The organism is Streptomyces sp. NPDC005775, from assembly GCF_042871565.1.
Classification (GTDB): Bacteria; Actinomycetota; Actinomycetes; order Streptomycetales; family Streptomycetaceae; genus Streptomyces.
In genome coordinates this window covers 122229-138479 of the sequence record NZ_JBIAIU010000005.1, presented here as the reverse complement: position 1 = coordinate 138479, position 16251 = coordinate 122229, and the positions used below count along the sequence as shown (strand labels likewise).

Below are 16251 nucleotides of genomic sequence, written 5' to 3'. Positions count from 1 at the left end.
TAATGGAGAGTAAAGATGTGTGTCCAGGATTAGGGGCAAATGGGCCGTTGCGGCACCCGTTCCAGTGAATAAGCAGCTTTTCATTCGGCCTGTCGCCCTGATTTGTGTGCAGTGCGTGCGACTTTGGCCGCGCCGTGTCGGCACTTCAGCGCAAGTTACCTGCAAGGAAGAGGGTGGGCGGATGATGGCCGCCGCGAAGAGGTTCGCCTTGGGTGTCATGGCCGTGGCGCTGGTCGCGGGGGCTGCCGGTTGCGCCGGCGGGGGTTCCGAACCGAGCGATCCGGGTCCCGGTGCCGCGAACGGCGCCGCCGGGGCGAAGAAGAAGGCAGCCGAAGCGGCTCCCAAGAGTGCGGTCCGACTCATCGGCGACGGGTCGACCGCCTTCACGGGTGCCCAGCCGAAGCAGCCGGCTGTCCAACGGCTGGCGGCAGGTCAGAAACCCCCGCAGTTCGTGGTGTTCTCCTGGGACGGCGCCGGGGAGGACAGTCAACGGCTCTTCTCGCACTTCCGCGAGGTGGGCAAGAAGTATCACGCGAGCATGACGTACTTCCTGAGCGGTGTGTACCTGCTGCCGGAGGCGAAGCGTGGTCTCTACGACCCGCCCAAACACAACGCGGGCAGTTCCGACATCGGCTTCAACGACACCAAAGGCATTCGGGACACCCTGACCCAGGTCCGTGGCGCCTGGCTGGACGGGAACGAGATCGGTACCCACTTCAACGGCCACTTCTGCGGCAAGGACGGCGGGGTCGGCACCTGGTCCGTCGCCGAGTGGAAGAGCGAGATCCGTCAGGCGAAGGCGTTCGTGCAGGGCTGGAAGAGCAACGATCCGGAACTGAAGGGCGAGAAGTCGCTGCCCTTCGACTACGACAAGGAACTGATCGGCGGCCGCACTCCCTGCCTGGAGGGGCAGAAGAACATGGTCGCGGCCGCCCGTTCGATGGGCTTCCGCTACGACTCCAGTGGAGTCAACGACCAGGTCTGGCCGAAGAAGAAGGACGGCATCTGGGACCTCTCGATGCAACTGGTCCCGGTGCCGGGCCGAGAGTTCGAAACCCTGTCGATGGACTACAACTTCATGTTCAACCAGTCCGGTACGACGCAGGGCGACCCGGACCAGCACGAGTACTGGGGCAATCAGATGCGGTACGGCCTGGTCCAGGCCTTCGACCGCGCGTATGACGGGAACCGTGCCCCTCTGATCATCGGCAACCACTTCGAGTCCTGGAACGGCGGCACGTACATGCGCGCCATCGAGGAGACGATCGAGACGGTGTGCACCAAGGAAGGGGTGCGCTGTGTGTCCTTCAGGCAGCTTGCGGACTGGTTGGACGCACAGGACCCGGCCACGCTCGCCAAGCTCGGCACTCTGAAGGTCGGCAAGGCGCCGAAGGCCGGTTGGGCGTCGTTCCTCGGTGGCTCTACTGGCCCCGGCAAGGGTGAGGATCAGGGTCGGGCCGAGGCGAAGGCTCCGGCCGGCCCCATGGGGAAGCCGGCCGGCCACTAGGCCGGGCGCCGGACCGGCCGCGGGGCCGGTCCGGTGGGCAGCGGGTCAACCGGTGGGCCATCGGCGGGGAGCAGGCGCCGGGAGTTGGACCGGTCGGGGGGCGCCGGCCAGGGCCTACCCAGTGGCGGTGTCCGTCGGCCAGGGCCTGCCCGCGGACCGGTGCAGACCCTGGCGGCGGGTGCTCAGGCGGGTTGGGCGGCCCCGGCCCGCGCGTACCGCTCGTCGAGGACGAAGGCCGGGTCGACCTGGGCGGCCAGGTCGGCGCCGGTCTTCTCGTTGCCCCAGCTCTCCGCGTTCCTCAGATGGAAGTGCACCATCTGACGCGTGTAGCGCCCCCAGTCCCGCTGCCCGTACGAGTCCTCTGCCGCGTTCTGCAGGGCCTGCAAGGCCATTCGGTTGTCGGCCTCCAGCAGTTCGAAGCGTGCGGGACGCCCTTTCTCCATGGCCCGCACCCAGTCGGAATGCCCGATGGTGACCAGCAGGTCGTCGCCGACCTCCGCGCGCAGGAACTCCAGGTCGTCCTCCCCCTGCACCTTGTTGCCGACCACCTTCAGCGCGACGCCGAAGTCCTGTGCGTACTCCTTGTACTGGCGGTAGACCGAGACACCCTTGCGGGTCGGCTCTGCGACCAGGAACGTCATGTCGAAGCGGGTGAACATGCCGGAGGCGAAGGAGTCCGAACCGGCGGTCATGTCGACCACCACATACTCCTCGGGGCCGTCTACGAGGTGGTTGAGGCAGAGCTCGACCGCGCCCACCTTGGAGTGGTAGCAGGCCACCCCGAGGTCCGATTCGGTGAACGGCCCCGTGACCATCAAGCGGATGTCCCCGTCGTCGAGCCCGACCGTGCGGGCGCAGGCGTCGTACACCGGGTTGTCCTCGCACACGCGCAGCAGCCGGGAGCCTTCGCCCGGTGGCGTCGTCTTGATCATCGTCTCGGCGGAGGCGATGCGAGGGTTGCTGCCCCGCAGATACTCCTTGATCAGTGGCAGCTGCGCTCCCATGGCGGGGAGCGCAGCTGCCTCCTTCTCGTCGAGGCCGAGCGCGGCCCCGAGATGCTGGTTGATGTCGGCGTCCACCGCGACGACGTGGGCTTCATTGGCGGCAAGGTGGCGGATGAAGAGCGAGGACAGCGTGGTCTTGCCGCTGCCGCCCTTCCCTACGAAAGCGATCTTCATGTTCACCTAGGGTAGCGGCACGATTGCGGTCCGTTGTCGAAGTTCGTGAAGAAGGCCACTTCGGGCCGGTAGGTGCGCGAGGGGCGCGTAGCCTCGCTACTTATGAGTACGACTCCCTCGGACCCGCTCGCCACCCTCGGCACTCTGCCAGGGGTGACCGATGCGGTGGACTCCGTGCGCAAGGCTGTCGACCGGGTCTACGGGCATCGGGTCATGAGGCGTCGCAGTACCGAGGTGACGGCCGAGGCGGCCCTGCGGGGTGCCCGTGGTTCGGCTGCTCTGTCGGGCGCCGACTGGAATCTTGAGGAGGTGCGCCGCCGCACCGACTTCAGCGGTGACGGTGAGGCGCACGTCATCGGGGCGGCTCTGCGCTTGACGGCCGAAGCGGGGCAACTTCTCTCCATCTGGCGGCAGTCGCCGCTGCGGGTCCTCGCCCGGCTGCATCTGGTGGCAGCTGGTGGTGCGGCGCCCGAGGATGCGGTCGGTCGGCCCCGACTGGCGGGTGAGCCGGTGGACGAGCCGCTGATCGAAGCGCCCTTGCCGGATGCCGACGAGGTTGCGGGGCGGCTGGAAGGGCTCAGCGGACTCATTCTTTCGGGGAGTGCGGCGCCCGCTCTGGTGACGGCTGCCGTCGTACACGGCGAGCTGCTGGCGCTGCGCCCCTTCGGTTCGTACAACGGCTTGGTGGCGCGGACCGCTCAGCGCATCGTGCTGATCGGAAGTGGCCTCGACCCCAAGTCGATCTGCCCGGCCGAGGTCGGTCACGCCGAACAGGGGCGGGCGGCCTACGTTGCCGCGTTCGAGGGGTATCTGGCGGGGACCCCGGAGGGGATGGCCGCCTGGATCGCTCACTGCGGGCGGGCGGCGGAGCTGGGTGTCCGGGAGTCGACCGCGGTGTGCGAGGCACTTCAGCGCGGAGCGGCGTAGCGCTGCGTGCCGAGAGCTGGTGTGGCGCGGTCTCGTCGCCGGGCCGGGCTGTAGTGCACAGTGACGGGCTGCGGACGTCCGGTCCGGCTGGTGGCTCCCGCCGGCCGGACGTTCGGTCTCCGGTGCGGGCCGTCTCTACGCCCGGTGGGAAAGGGTTGCGGCGGTACCGTCCTCGGTACCGCCGCTGGCATGTCCGCCCAGTTACCAAGCGTCCTCGATATATGCCCATCAGGTCGGATGCTTTGCCCGTTCCTGGTGCGGCTGGCCCGTAATCGACGGGTCGACGTCGCGTGGGTGCCCGGCTTTCATGCGCGGTCCGTGGGGCCGTCTCTGCGTTTCAGGTCATCCTCTCGGATGTCCTTGGTCTCGCGGGCCGTTGAGTCCTTTGTACTCCAGAGGCCGAGCGAGCGGAAGTGGTGACCGGACTTCTTTACTTTTAGGTTCAATTACGGACTAGTCGGTGCAAAGGGCTGGGGGTGGGCCTGGTGGGTGTAGGGCCGTTGTGTGAGGCAAATTCGGGGTCGGTGAGTGTGCTGCCTGCTGCCCGGTGTCGGCCCGGGTGTGGCTTCCACGCAGGGTGGCGAACGTGCCGGCCTCCTGCGCGGAACCGAGTCACGCCGACGCCGTGGTGGCGCGGTGTCGGGCGCTGTACCAGACCAGCCCGGCGGTGAGGGCCGCCGCGCCCACGGCGGCAGCGGCCACGAGCGCCGGCCGCGGCGGCATGGAGAAAGCCGACAGACGTTGCTTGAGCCGGACCGGGCGGTCGAAGACGAGAATCGGCCACTCCCTCAGAGTCGCCTCGCGCCGCAGTGCGCGGTCCGGATTGACGGCGTGCGGGTGGCCGACCGATTCCAGCATCGGCACGTCGGTGGCCGAGTCGCTGTATGCGTAGCAACGGGCGAGGTCGTAGCCCTCGGACACGGCGAGAGCCCTGATGGCCTCGGCCTTCGTCGGTCCGTACGCGTAGTACTCCACCTCCCCGGTGAAGCATCCGTCCTCGCCGACCACCATTCGGGTGGCGACGACGCGGTCCGCGCCCAGGAGTTCGCCGATGGGCTCCACCACCTCGGCGCCCGAGGTGGACACGATCACCACGTCGCGTCCGGCGGTGTGATGTTCCTCGATGAGCGTCGCGGCTTCGTCGTAGATGATCGGGTCGATCAGGTCGTGCAGGGTCTCGGCGACGATTTCCTTCACCTGCTGGACGTTCCAGCCCTTGCAGAGCGATGAGAGATATTCACGCATCCGCTCCATCTGGTCGTGATCTGCGCCCCCGGCAAGGAACACGAACTGTGCGTACGCAGTGCGCAGTACGGCGCGGCGGTTGATCAGCCCGCCTTGGTAGAAGGACTTGCTGAAGGTCAGCGTCGATGACTTCGCAATGACCGTCTTGTCCAGGTCAAAGAAGGCGGCTGTGCGCGGCAAGAAGCGGTTTTCCACAAGGCAGAGCATAGGGGGCCACCATTCGGCGTAAACTCCGGCGCGTGGGTTTGCCTGAGAAGGCCCTCGGGTACACCATGGAAGTCACGGATCGTTCGCGACCGTGCTAACCCGGTCCGGCTCCTCCCCCCCCCCCCGAGTCGGCCGTGGGGACGACCCCCGCTCTCCCCCCCGGCGGGGGTCGTCGCATGTCCGGATGCGGTTTTTCCGCTCGGAACCAAGCATTTCTCCTCCTCCTCGGCCGCGATGGCCCGCGCTCGCAGTCGACTCGCATCAGCCTGTTCCGTCACAGTGTGTGACGAAATGGATGCTCTGGGAAGTCGCCGATTTGAGTGACGGAGTTATTCACAACGGTGGAGTTGTCCACAGTTCTTGAGCAAGATCCACACGATTTCCCGAAGCGCTGCACCGTGATTCCACCCGTGAAGTCGACGGGTTCCGGAATCACCGTTCTCGGATCGCTCCGAGATCCCCGCGAACCGCGGTGAAGGTGAGTGAAGAAGGGGTCGGAATCGTGGCTGAATCCAGTGCACGGGATCGTCTGCCGGGCGCCGAGGAGCGCGGGGGCGGACCGCTGATCGTGACCGAGGATGTGGAACTGCTCGACGATCTGCTGAGGCTGTGCGCAGCCGCCGGAGCCGAGCCCGAGGTTCATCACACGCTGCCCGACCGCAAGGGAGGGTGGGAGCAGGCTCCGATGGTTCTCGTGGGGGACGATGCGGCAGATCGGTGTCGCGGGGCGGCCCGCAGGCGGGGCGTGATGCTCGTCGGACGGGACCAGGACGCTCCCGACGTGTGGCGCAGGGCCGTGGAGATCGGGGCCGAGTATGTGCTGCGCCTTCCCGATTCGGAGAACTGGCTGGTCGATCAGATCGCCAATGCGACGGAGGGGGTCGGCCGGCCCGCGCTGACCGTCGGGGTGATGGGTGGCCGTGGCGGTTCCGGTGCCTCCACGCTGGCCTGCGCGCTGGCGGTGACCGCGGCCAGGGCGGGCCGGCGGACGATGCTGATCGACGGCGATCCGCTGGGCGGTGGCATCGACGTGCTGCTCGGCGGGGAGCGGGCCGAGGGGATGAGGTGGCCGGATTTCGCCCATTCGAAGGGGCGGGTCGGGGGCGGAGCGCTGGAGGAGTCGTTGCCGGCCCTGCATGGGCTGCGGGTGCTCAGTTGGGGCCGTGACGACTGGGTGGTCATCCCGCCGCAGGCCATGCAGGCGGTTCTTGGCGCGGCGCGCAGGCTCGGTGGAGTGGTGGTGGTGGATCTGCCGCGTCGCATCGATGAGGCGGCGGCCGAAGCCTTGGCGCAAATGGACCTCGGACTCCTGGTGGTGCCCGGGGAACTGCGGGCGGTCGCTGCGTCGAAACGGGTGGCCTCGATGGCGGGGATGGTGCTGGAGGACCTTCGCGTAGTGGCGCGCGGACCGTACGCATCCGGCCTCGACGGACCGTGGGTGGCCCACGCGATGGGCTTGCCACTCGTCGGCGAACTCCCTCTGGAACAAGGGCTGCTGGCTGAGCAGGACAGGGGGGAGCCGCCCGGCGGCAGCCCTCGTGGGCCACTGGCCAGGTTCTGTTCGGCCTTCTGGGACCGGGCGCTTGCGGGCGAGAGTGCCGGAGGCCAGGTCATGGGAGGGGCGTCATGACCGAGGCGTTGCTCGACGCGGTGCGGCAGCGGCTGGCGCAGAGCGGTGCGGCGCCGACCCCGGCGGGAGTGGCCGCCGCGCTGAGGGCTCAGGGGCGGTTGCTCGGGGACGCCGAAGTGCTGGGTGCGGCGGACGAGTTGCGTGGCGAACTGGTCGGAACCGGTGTGCTGGAGCCGCTGCTCGCGGATCCGGCGGTCACGGATGTGCTGGTGTCCGCACCCGACAGGGTGTGGGTGGACCGGGGCCGCGGCCTCGAACTCACCGCCGTGGCCTTCGCGGACGCCGCAGCGGTGCGGAGGCTGGCGCAGCGGCTGGCGGCTGTCGCCGGGCGGCGTCTGGACGACGCCAGACCGTGGGTGGACGCCCGGCTTCCGGACGGGACCCGGATGCATGCCGTGCTGCCGCCGGTATCGGTCGGATCGACGTGTCTTTCGCTCCGGGTGGTCCGGCCGAAGGCCTTCTCGCTGGGGGAGCTGGTTGCCGCCGGGACGGTGCCGCCGGGCGGTGACCGGGTGTTGCGGGCCTTGGTGGAGGCCCGGGTCTCCTATCTCATCAGCGGCGGAACGGGAGCGGGAAAGACGACGCTCCTGTCCAGCATGCTCGGCGTGGTGGGCAAGCAGGAGCGGATCGTGCTCGCGGAGGACTCGGCGGAACTCCGGCCGGACCACCCGCACGTGGTGCGCCTCGAATCGCGCCCGGCGAATCAGGAAGGTGCCGGGCGGGTGACCCTGCGGGACCTGGTGCGGCAGGCCCTTCGCATGCGTCCCGACAGGCTGGTGGTCGGAGAGGTGCGAGGTGCCGAGGTCACCGAACTGCTGGCTGCCCTGAACACGGGTCATGAGGGTGCGTGCCAGACCTAAGCGTACATGGCACGTCCGGGGCCCCCAACTGCCCTTGTATTGCCGTCAGTTGGACACAGCGTGGGCGCGTTGGCGGCCGCCTGTCAGCCCCGCTCGCACGCCACGGGGGCAGCGCACGAACGGGGCCGGGGCCGACTCGCCGAGCTGTCTTGCTCGCCGTCGCTCAGCGGGTCGGGGCCTACTCCGCGCGGGTCACCCGCGCATGGTCGGTGAAGACGCGCCGGAACAGGTCGTGCCCCGTCTTCCCGGTGTGCCGAAGGCACCAGTCCTGCGCGGCTTCCTGGGCATCCTGCGGGCCGGACTCCGCCCGGCATTCGTGTGTCACACAGAAAGCCTCGAAGGTCGTCCCGCCTTCGGGAGCATGACGAATTGTGTGATCAACGAATCGGACGATAGAGCGCGTCACCTGGGGCACCCATCGGCGTGCCGGTAAACGACGACCGGCGGGCCGGACTGCCTTTCGAGTACGCCCCGGCGGCAGCGCTCAAGACTCTTGATCGGCGTCATGCACGCGGGGCACGTTTCACCCTTGGGCGCATACGTCATGTACTCGAACTGACTCGCGTCTGTCTCTTGCCGAGTGTCGTTAGCCATCATCCCGCCGTCCCCTCGATTCCCGGTGATCTTCGCGCCGGTCGCTGGGACGTAGGAACCTCGTACGTTTCCCACTTTGGGACGTCCCACAAGGGGTAGAACGTCCCTATGAAGAACGAACGACTACGGGCAACCATGGCATCCGGGGGCTGGACACACTCAACTCTCGCCGGTGCAACGGGAGTTGACCCGAAGAGCGTCGAGCGATGGGTGAACCTGGGACGCACGCCACGGCGAGTAACAGCGCTCCGTGCCGCCGAGACGCTGGGGGAAGACGTCCACGCCCTTTGGCCAGCACTCCGGCAGGCGCGCGCCGCGCGGGCCGTCAGCCCCGAACTCGTCGCCCTATACGACCAGCGGGCCGACCTGCCGGTGTCGGTGTTCGTCGACCTACTTGCCGTCGCACGCGAGCGAATCGACGTGCTCGTATATGCAGCCGTCTTCCTGCATGAGGCGTACCCCCGACTGAACGACCTACTTCGAGAGCGTGCCGCCGAAGGGTGCGCGGTACGTATCGCCGTCGGAGATGCCGACAGCGAGAACGTGCAACAGCGCGGGGCAGAAGAGAAATTCGGGCACGGCATCGAATCGCGCTGCCGACTCGCCCTCTTGCATTACCGGCCCCTTCTCGACGTGCCAGGCATCGAAGTGCGCACGCATGGGACGACCCTCTACAACAGCCTGTATCGCGCCGATGATCAGGCATTGGTCAACGCTCACGTATGGGGTGTGAACGCGTACGGAGCGCCCGTATGGCACCTTCGGCGGAATGGTGACGGCGGGATATTCGACACCTACGCCGAGAGCTTCAACGCCGTATGGGATACCGCTCAACCCGTGGAAAGGTGACCCCGTGGCACGCACGGAGTATTACGACGACCCCGACGCACCGGAACCGAACAGTCTCGTCGTGGCGGCTTCCGCTGTCGTGACAGACGACCGGGGCCGCATCCTGCTCCAGCGGCGCACAGATAGCGGCCTATGGGCCCTACCAGGGGGCGGAATGGAAATGGCCGACAGCCTGCCCGGTACGGCCGTGCGGGAAGTCAAGGAAGAGACCGGCCTAGACGTAGAGATCACGGGTCTCGTCGGCACCTACACCGATCCGAAGCACGTGATCGAGTACAGCGATGGGGAGGTGCGCCGACAGTTCAATGTGTGTTTTCGGGCTCGCGTCACCGGTGGCACTCTCGCCATTTCCGACGAGTCGACGGAACTCCGCTTCGTCGCGCCGGAAGAGGTGGGCGAACTTCGTATGCACCACACGCAACAGCTACGCATCCGGCACTTCCTCGAAGAGCGGGACCGGCCGTATCTCGGATAGGCGCACTGCACACCTTTCGGGAAATGTCAAAGCTGCTACGCAGCGTAACCGGAATGGCTTTGCCGGCTGGACCTCCTGCCCGCGAATGTCCGGATTTCTCGATCACGTGGCGTAACGCAGAATGGCCCCCGCGAGCCTGCCAGCGAAGGCAAGCCACGGGGGCCAGGAAGTCAGAAGTCGGCAGGATGCCGGGGCGGGTCGAGCGGGTCGGCAGCGTGCCATAGGTCGGACGCGTCCATGTCGCGAGCGTCGCCGACCTGCCACCCGTCGACAGCGCGGACGAACGCGGAATAGACCGTTGCCCATAGCTTCCAACGTGCGTCACCCATAGGCGAGTTAGGGCTATCGGTCAGGATGAGAGAACGAAGCGCGTTCGCCTGTCCGGCGAGCCGTCCGGCGTTACTCACTGGCCACCCCGGTAATCGACTCAGCGGCAGCGAGCAGCGCGGCTATGTCGTTGTCCAGGTCGTTTCCAACTCCGCTCCGTTCGAGGGCAGTTAGCCACGGTGCGAGGAATCGGGCGAGCGGGTGCGCTACCTCGGCTTCGCCACGACGGCCGGACACGGTCAGCCCATCGGTAAGGACGGCAGCGATAGCGGCCCTGTAGACGGCTCTCAGCGCTTCGCGGTCGTCGTCCGGGACATTGCCTGTCGGCACGGCGGCGAGCGGCTTACGCGGGCTCTCAGCCGCTTTACGCTCTCGGTACGCCGACTGTCGGCAAGCCTGGCTGCAATGGGTCGCATGACTCGCGCTGGATTCAATGCGCTTGCCACATTCACAGAACTTGATCAATGGGGTTCACCTCCGGTGAGTGGTGCTGGATTCGTCGGGCTCCGTCACCCCACGGGGGCCCCTAGTGACGCGTGCGTTTTCTGAGCTTGGGCCGGGCTCGCCAGCAGGCAATTTCACCAACTTCTGACCCGGTTACCCGCCCCCGGTCGGGCCGTTCCGTCGATCATTCGCCGTCTTCGCTCGATGACATCGAATGCACAAGACTTGAATGTTCGTGAGGACATCGAGCCCACCATGAGAGAGCGGCAAGCGGTGGTCGACTTCGAGCGAGTCAGCCGGGAAGACTTCGCGGCAGTGAGCACACGAGCACTGGCCAGCCTTTCGCAGTGCTGCCCGCACTCTGCGTTGTGCACCGTCGCCGCTCGATAGGCGTTGCTTCCGCACGCTGCGATTGGTCGCGTTCTTCCGTGCTCGGTATTCGCTCTCACACGCACGGCAGCGTGAGCCGTGCCCGTACTCCACCCAGCCGCCACACTTCGCGCGAGCGCTGTCTATGCATCGGGTACGCATACCCCCCCTTCCCTTTCGTCAGGCCCTTATGGCCGGACCCCCCTACCCACTTACTTCGGTAGTAGGTGGGACTCAGCGGCTCGACGGATGACAGCGAATGCGGCGAACACTTCGGCTCGCTCGACGTTGTCGCGGGGCAGGACACACGCACCTTCGAGGATGCGGACAGCTTGAGATATCTGGTTATGCACGTCGTCTCTCCATTCGGTTCGGGCTGACATAGCGGTATGGCTCTTCGTTGACCGGCTCATACGCGACCGGCTCGCCGACGTCGAGGACGACTACCGGTGCACGCTCAACGGGACCGGCAGACCTATGGAGTTCGGCACCCACGCGGACAGGCAGTGCGTCTAGCTCGTGCTCGGCAGCACAGCCAATGCATACGGCAAGAAGGGATTCCTTCGTGTGCGGCCGGTCGGCTCGATAGGCCACGGCGAGCGCCCGGATATCGCCCCATGCATCGCACGCTTCGCATAGCGCCGGAGTGTTCGCGTGCATCCGTGCGAGACGGTCCGCGAAGGCGATAAGCAGCGCATCGGACGAGGGATCGAACGGGGGTGTTCGCCAGGCGGCGAGCCGCTTAAGCATTGCGCGCATATCGCACTGTCTCCCAGGTGTCGTCATCTTCGAAGCGGACGTGATCCCGCATAAGTTCTTGGCAATGTCGGCACACCGGGGCCCGGTCGGTATTGCGCGCCCACTCTTCGCGAATGGTGTTATCGAGCACCGGTTTAAGGGCAACGCTGTAGCGCTCCAGTGCACGGGATACGTGAACCAAAGTCAGCGAAGCCGGGTCGTGAAAGGTACCTTCGAAAGGATCGGCAAGCGTTCGCCCACACCGCCCCATATGGCAGGCCCACTTACCGGCCCAACCCTTTTCGGCGGACCGGCGATCGAGCACGACGCGGGCCGTCCGGTCGCGCCATTCCCGTTCGCCGCTGACAGTCTCGAAAGCCGCCCGGCGGGCCGCCGCTTCCTCGCTCAGTTGAACGGGAAGACGGCGACCACTGACGGCCGAAGAATCGGCAGTCATGCTTAGGCAGCGCTCACAATCTGAACGTGCGCCGCATTCGCCACGACGACACCGGAGATTCGCGCAGTGCCGACTAGCGCCACGGTGTCAGTGGAGTACAGCGACTCTTCGGCGACATGCATGGAGACATCGACCGTCTTACGGACAGCGACAGCCACCTTCGAGAGATCCGCGACGATGAACGAATCGTCGTCAATCGCTGCCATGTCGTCGTCGAGCTTGCCGATAGCGACGATCTCCGGCAGGTCGAGCCCGGCTAGCTTCCCGGCATTCGCTGCGAGGAATGCCGCCTTACCCTGCGCCGACATGAAGACGACGTCAGCAGTACCGCCACCATCGGTGACACGCGCGACAGCGGTAAGCATGTCGACTAGCGCAAGAGCGGCAGTCGGGGCCGTCGAAACGCCGACGTCAAGGAAGCCGGAAACGGTGTTCACGCCGTCCGTGCCACCGGCGACAAGAGTTACGTCGATGCGCTCGCCGATACCGCCGGAAAGCGCATCGGAAAGAGCCTGGTCGACGAAGGAATAATCCTGTAGATCGTCCCTGTCAACGGTCGTGAACGCAGCGACCTTGACAGTCTCGAACGGGGCGACGTTGCCGGACACGACAGCGTCGATAAGGGATGCGCCTTCGGCGGAGAGGGAAGCCGTCACGCGCGGGACGGTGGGGACCATGCCCTTCGAACGCTCGAACTCGAAGGTCTGAACTCGCCCCAGGATCTTGCTAGTTCCGTCGCTGCCACGGAGCACAGTCGAAGAGAACGTGTCGCCCTGGGGAGCGTCGGAGTACGCGCGAACTTCGGTGCCCATGATCTCGGCGGAAAGGTCGCTTCGCCTGCTCGGCTTGTCCGCATGAATGGCGACGGTACCGGCCGGAGTAGCGCCCTGGAATGCGTTGCGCTCCGTCCAGTCGTGAGCCTGCGCGCGCTCGCGAGTTGCGGCGTTGTCGATGGCGTCCTTTGCGGCCTTGTCGTGCCGGGCAATGGTGGCCAGTAGCTCGCTTTCGCGGGCACGCTCCGATGCCCAGAGTTCGCGACCCTCCGCAATGAGAGTTAGCGCCTTTAGATCGGCTATGGCCCGGTCGCGAACGGCGATTGCGTGGGAAGTCTTGGTCACGTCGAGGGTCATGGTGATTTTCCTTTGGTTCGGGGAAACAGAAGGGCACCTACTTCGGTAGTAGGTGCCCCGGTGCGGCATTCGATTTTGGTCAGGCGGTGATGTCAGGCGTTTCCGGCGACAGGACGTCGAGCCCTAGGAATGCCCACCGGAGGCCACTAGGCCCCCGCATAGACGACGACCGGCAACCAGCTTGATTAAGTAGCGCCTTCACGGCCCGTTGGTTCGGCCAGGCTTCGAAGTCTCGGCCGGTGGCAATCGCGTATCGCCGGATCATTGCCGTTGCGATGAATAGTGGCAGCGGTTTCGCGTCGCGAATATCGAGCGTGCGAGCGCGCAGCCAATCGAAGACTAGGTCTAGCTCAGCGGGTGTGTAGTCGTCATTCATGCGTCCCCCAGGGTGGCTACTTCGTGCATGTCTTCGCCTCGCTCATCGCTGCCCAACCCGATATGCCCGCACAGCTTCGAGCGCTTCGATATCCGCTGTGCATCGGTCGCAGCGACCAGCGGTAAAGCGGGAAGCCGGGGCAGGCTGCGAGCATCCGGGGCAATGCCGAAAGCTGACGATGGGTCGATTCGGGCGAGTCATGCCGTGTCCATTGGTTGAGTCCCTTACTTGGTACGGGTGCTGAGAGCGCGGAGCGCTTCGAGTAGTTCGCCTTCGCGAGTCACTTCGTAATCAGTACGGCGACAATCGGTCGAGCAGTACTTACGCGGGCGGCCTAGGCCGGATTGCTCAACGGCTAGGCCACACCAAGCGCACTTAGTCGGCTTCGGGCGAACCTTCGAATCGGTCCGGCACTCAGCGCTACAAAAGACTTTCGGGCGACCCCTGCCGGTGTGCTCGATTCCAGCGCCGCAAGAGCGGCAGCGTGCGGAATCGAGCGGGTTACTGTCACCGGCAGGGCAGGGTAGTAGTCGTGCGTCTAGTCGAGCGTCGGCTAGTAGTCGCGCGTTGTTCATCGGGCTGGCTCCGATCGTGAAAAACGAAAAGGCCCGTCCCTCGAATCCACCCCAAGCGCCAGCATGGGTGAACTCGAAGAACGGGCCAAGATCAAGGGTTAGCGACGCTGGCGAGCCGCAAAGGTGGCGGACGCGCTCCGGCGCACCGCGAACCCGACAGAGCCAATCAAGGCCATTACCGGGAACGAAGTACGCCGGGGCTCACGCGCACCGGGAGAGGAGCCGTCGAGCGGCTCTATAGGCACTAGCGTTCAAGCGTTTCCCGGCAATTGGACATAAGGGTCAACGTGGACGCCGGCTGGAGCCTTCGTTATCAATTCGTTACCAAGGAAATTGGAAGGCGACAGCGCAACGGGCGGAGGGGTGACGAAGTGACGAAATGACGGCAGGTTCGGGTTAGCGGCTATAGAGGAGTTAGTTATTTTTAGTTTTGTCCTGTATCTGGAACCAAAACACTCATCATTTCGTCACTTCGTCACCACTCCCCTTTCGCTGTATGCGCGCTGTGGTCACTCGACTACGCAGCCCCCGCCCGTCGGCAAGCGCCACCCGAAGCCGCGTCTAGCCCTTTCGCGGTCCGGCACGCCCCGTAGTCGCCCTTCTCGCCGCCTGGCATGGCCTGTCTGTCATCCGGTCCCGCCCGGTTCGCCTACGGCCGTCTCGTCGCTGTCTGCCCGTTCGCCTGCCCCGGTCGCGCTGCCTGGCAGCGAAGCCACACGCGCCCGTCTCCGGGCATGAAAGAGCCCCGCTCGACCACGGGGGCCGAACGGGGCTGAGGGGGTCGGAGGTGAGCGTCTAGCGGGTCACATGGTCTCTTCCTGGATGATCGCTTCTAGGTGTGCTTCCGTCGCGTCCCGGTGGCGCCACCACGCGGGACCGTCGAATTCAACGCTGACTCGCTTCGGATCAAATCGCTTAGGCGCTCCGGGGGTTGCCGGGCGGACCGTCACGCGCGTTCCCAGGTCGGCGAGCAACCGGCGCTTCCCTTCGTTGTCACGGCGTTCCCACTCGGCGGACAAGGGGCCCCCGTCGTCTACCCAGCGCCCTTCGGCGTGGTCGGCTTCCGTGCGCAGTTCGGCTTGCCGCTTTTCCAACGCGTTCAGTTGTCCGATGACCATTCGCGCCGCAGTGCCGTTCGGCTCAAGCTGAGCGAGGTTTCCGGCAAGTCGCTCGATCTGCCCGGACACTTCGGAGAGTTGAAGTACCGCGCTGCCGTCCGGCTCCACCCAGCGCATGAGCGCCATGTGTCCGAAGCGCTTAAGGAATTCCCCGACCACGAGTTCGTCTAGGTATCGAGCCGTGACGACGTTCGGTCGGTGGGTTCCGTGCTTGCCGACCCCCGCGCGGCAGACGTAAGGCGAGTAGTCCTTTCCGTTCACTGCGCGACGCTGCCGGTACATCGGTCCGTTGCATTCCGAGCACAACGCGATGTGCAGGAGTAGGGCTTTCCCGGTCCGCTCCGCTCCGCGCCCCTTCGACTTTCCGTCGATGCCTGCCCGCACGGCCGTCCATACTTCGGCGCTCAGGATCTCCGGTCCGGCGGAAACTGGCGAGCCCTCGGCGTCGAGCACCGGTTGATTGGTCAGCGCGCTCCGCTTTTCTCCCGGCGCTGCCTGAACGAGCCACCCGCGAACGGCCGGTGTGTAAAGCACATCGCGAAGCGTCGTCGAGTGCCACTTGCCCCCACGGAGCTTTCGCCCGTCGCGCTTACGCGCATGGTCCGCCGGGGGAAGAACCTTCCGTTCATTGAGTTCGCGGGTAAGGCCGGTAATGGATGCGCCATGGTTGGTGAGCCGGTCGGCGCATTCGCGGATGATTGCCGCCGCTGTCTCGTCGATTGCCCAGCGCTTGTTATTGAGCGGTCCGGTTACGACGTACCCGTACGGAGTGAGGCCGCCCAGGTGGTTTCCGCGTGACTTGAAATGCTTTTTGCTGTCCGTGATTCGCAGCTTGATCATGTCGCGCTCGTATTCCGCGAAGGCGGCGAGGACGTTGACGATCAGCGAAGAGTTTTCCGGCGAGACCATGCCATCGGCTGTGACGACGACAGCGTTCGTCGACTTCGCGGCATCCAACAACCGCTGGAATTCGAGCACCGAACGGGCGTACCGGTCGAGCTTCGCGGCAATGACGTAGTCGGCGCGGGGAAGCCACGACAGGACTTCGCGCATTCCGGGCCGGTCTTCCAGCTTGCTCGCGCCGCTCACATTGGTGTCCGTGGCGACGTGCACCACCTTCCACCCGCGCGCTTCGGCGTAGGCGTGGCAGGCCGCTAGGCGGTGGTCGGGGGCCTCTTCGGCGAAGAGCCGAGACAGTCGGTCGTAGATGACGCACGTTGGTTGCCGCATGCCGGTCCTTGGGTG

The 16251-nt window shown here is 65.9% G+C and carries 12 protein-coding genes and 1 pseudogene; 6 read left to right on the top strand and 7 right to left on the bottom strand.

Annotation, left to right across the window (positions count from 1 at the left end; genetic code table 11):
- Positions 1-181 precede the first annotated feature (181 nt).
- On the top strand, positions 182-1507 hold the full coding sequence (locus tag ACFYPA_RS14115) for a hypothetical protein (protein WP_389131861.1): 1326 nt from the start codon (positions 182-184) through the stop codon (positions 1505-1507).
- Between the two features lie 182 nt (positions 1508-1689).
- Here the strand turns inward: ACFYPA_RS14115 and ACFYPA_RS14110 are convergent, their stop codons facing one another.
- Positions 1690-2685 carry an ATP-binding protein gene (locus ACFYPA_RS14110; protein WP_359080700.1) on the bottom strand — a complete coding sequence of 332 codons (996 nt, stop codon included), beginning with the start codon at positions 2683-2685 and terminating at the stop codon, positions 1690-1692.
- Between the two features lie 102 nt (positions 2686-2787).
- On the opposite strand from ACFYPA_RS14110, the gene ACFYPA_RS14105 reads away from it, so the two are divergent.
- The gene (locus ACFYPA_RS14105) at positions 2788-3612 is read left to right on the top strand and encodes an oxidoreductase (protein WP_359080699.1); all 825 of its coding nucleotides are present in this window, start codon (positions 2788-2790) and stop codon (positions 3610-3612) included.
- A 612-nt stretch (positions 3613-4224) separates the two neighbouring features.
- On the opposite strand, the gene ACFYPA_RS14100 is transcribed toward ACFYPA_RS14105, so the two are convergent.
- A complete protein-coding gene (locus ACFYPA_RS14100) occupies positions 4225-5064 on the bottom strand; it encodes an HAD family hydrolase (RefSeq protein WP_389131858.1) in 840 nt (279 codons plus the stop codon).
- A 568-nt stretch (positions 5065-5632) separates the two neighbouring features.
- Here ACFYPA_RS14100 and ssd point away from each other — a divergent pair.
- A complete protein-coding gene (gene ssd / locus ACFYPA_RS14095) occupies positions 5633-6694 on the top strand; it encodes a septum site-determining protein Ssd (protein WP_359081084.1) in 1062 nt (353 codons plus the stop codon).
- Positions 6691-7551, top strand: a pseudogene (locus ACFYPA_RS14090) (TadA family conjugal transfer-associated ATPase); the annotation flags it as partial. The gene ssd and the pseudogene ACFYPA_RS14090, both read left to right, overlap by 4 nt.
- Positions 7552-7732: 181 nt before the next feature.
- Here the strand turns inward: ACFYPA_RS14090 and ACFYPA_RS14085 are convergent.
- Entirely contained in the window at positions 7733-7879 is a 147-nt protein-coding gene (locus ACFYPA_RS14085) for a hypothetical protein (protein WP_389131855.1), read from the bottom strand.
- Positions 7880-8256: 377 nt separating this feature from the next.
- Here ACFYPA_RS14085 and ACFYPA_RS14080 point away from each other — a divergent pair, with 377 nt between their 5' ends.
- Both ACFYPA_RS14080 and ACFYPA_RS14075 read left to right on the top strand, forming a co-directional pair.
- Positions 8257-8997 (top strand): XRE family transcriptional regulator, encoded by a 741-nt coding sequence (locus tag ACFYPA_RS14080; protein ID WP_389131853.1) that lies wholly within the window; start codon positions 8257-8259, stop codon positions 8995-8997.
- A 4-nt stretch (positions 8998-9001) separates the two neighbouring features.
- Positions 9002-9472 carry an NUDIX domain-containing protein gene (locus ACFYPA_RS14075; RefSeq protein WP_389131851.1) on the top strand — a complete coding sequence of 157 codons (471 nt, stop codon included), beginning with the start codon at positions 9002-9004 and terminating at the stop codon, positions 9470-9472.
- 924 nt (positions 9473-10396) lie between these two features.
- Here ACFYPA_RS14075 and ACFYPA_RS14070 read toward each other — a convergent pair.
- From ACFYPA_RS14070 to ACFYPA_RS14055, 4 genes are all read right to left on the bottom strand, one after another.
- A complete protein-coding gene (locus tag ACFYPA_RS14070) occupies positions 10397-10774 on the bottom strand; it encodes an HNH endonuclease (RefSeq protein WP_389131849.1) in 378 nt (125 codons plus the stop codon).
- Positions 10775-11354: 580 nt separating this feature from the next.
- Entirely contained in the window at positions 11355-11807 is a 453-nt protein-coding gene (locus tag ACFYPA_RS14065) for a hypothetical protein (protein ID WP_389131846.1), read from the bottom strand.
- Between the two features lie 2 nt (positions 11808-11809).
- Positions 11810-12937, bottom strand: coding sequence for a phage major capsid protein (locus tag ACFYPA_RS14060; protein ID WP_389131844.1), 1128 nt, complete (start codon positions 12935-12937; stop codon positions 11810-11812).
- A 1754-nt stretch (positions 12938-14691) separates the two neighbouring features.
- A complete protein-coding gene (locus ACFYPA_RS14055; protein ID WP_389131841.1) occupies positions 14692-16236 on the bottom strand; it encodes a recombinase family protein in 1545 nt (514 codons plus the stop codon).
- Positions 16237-16251: the final 15 nt, after the last annotated feature.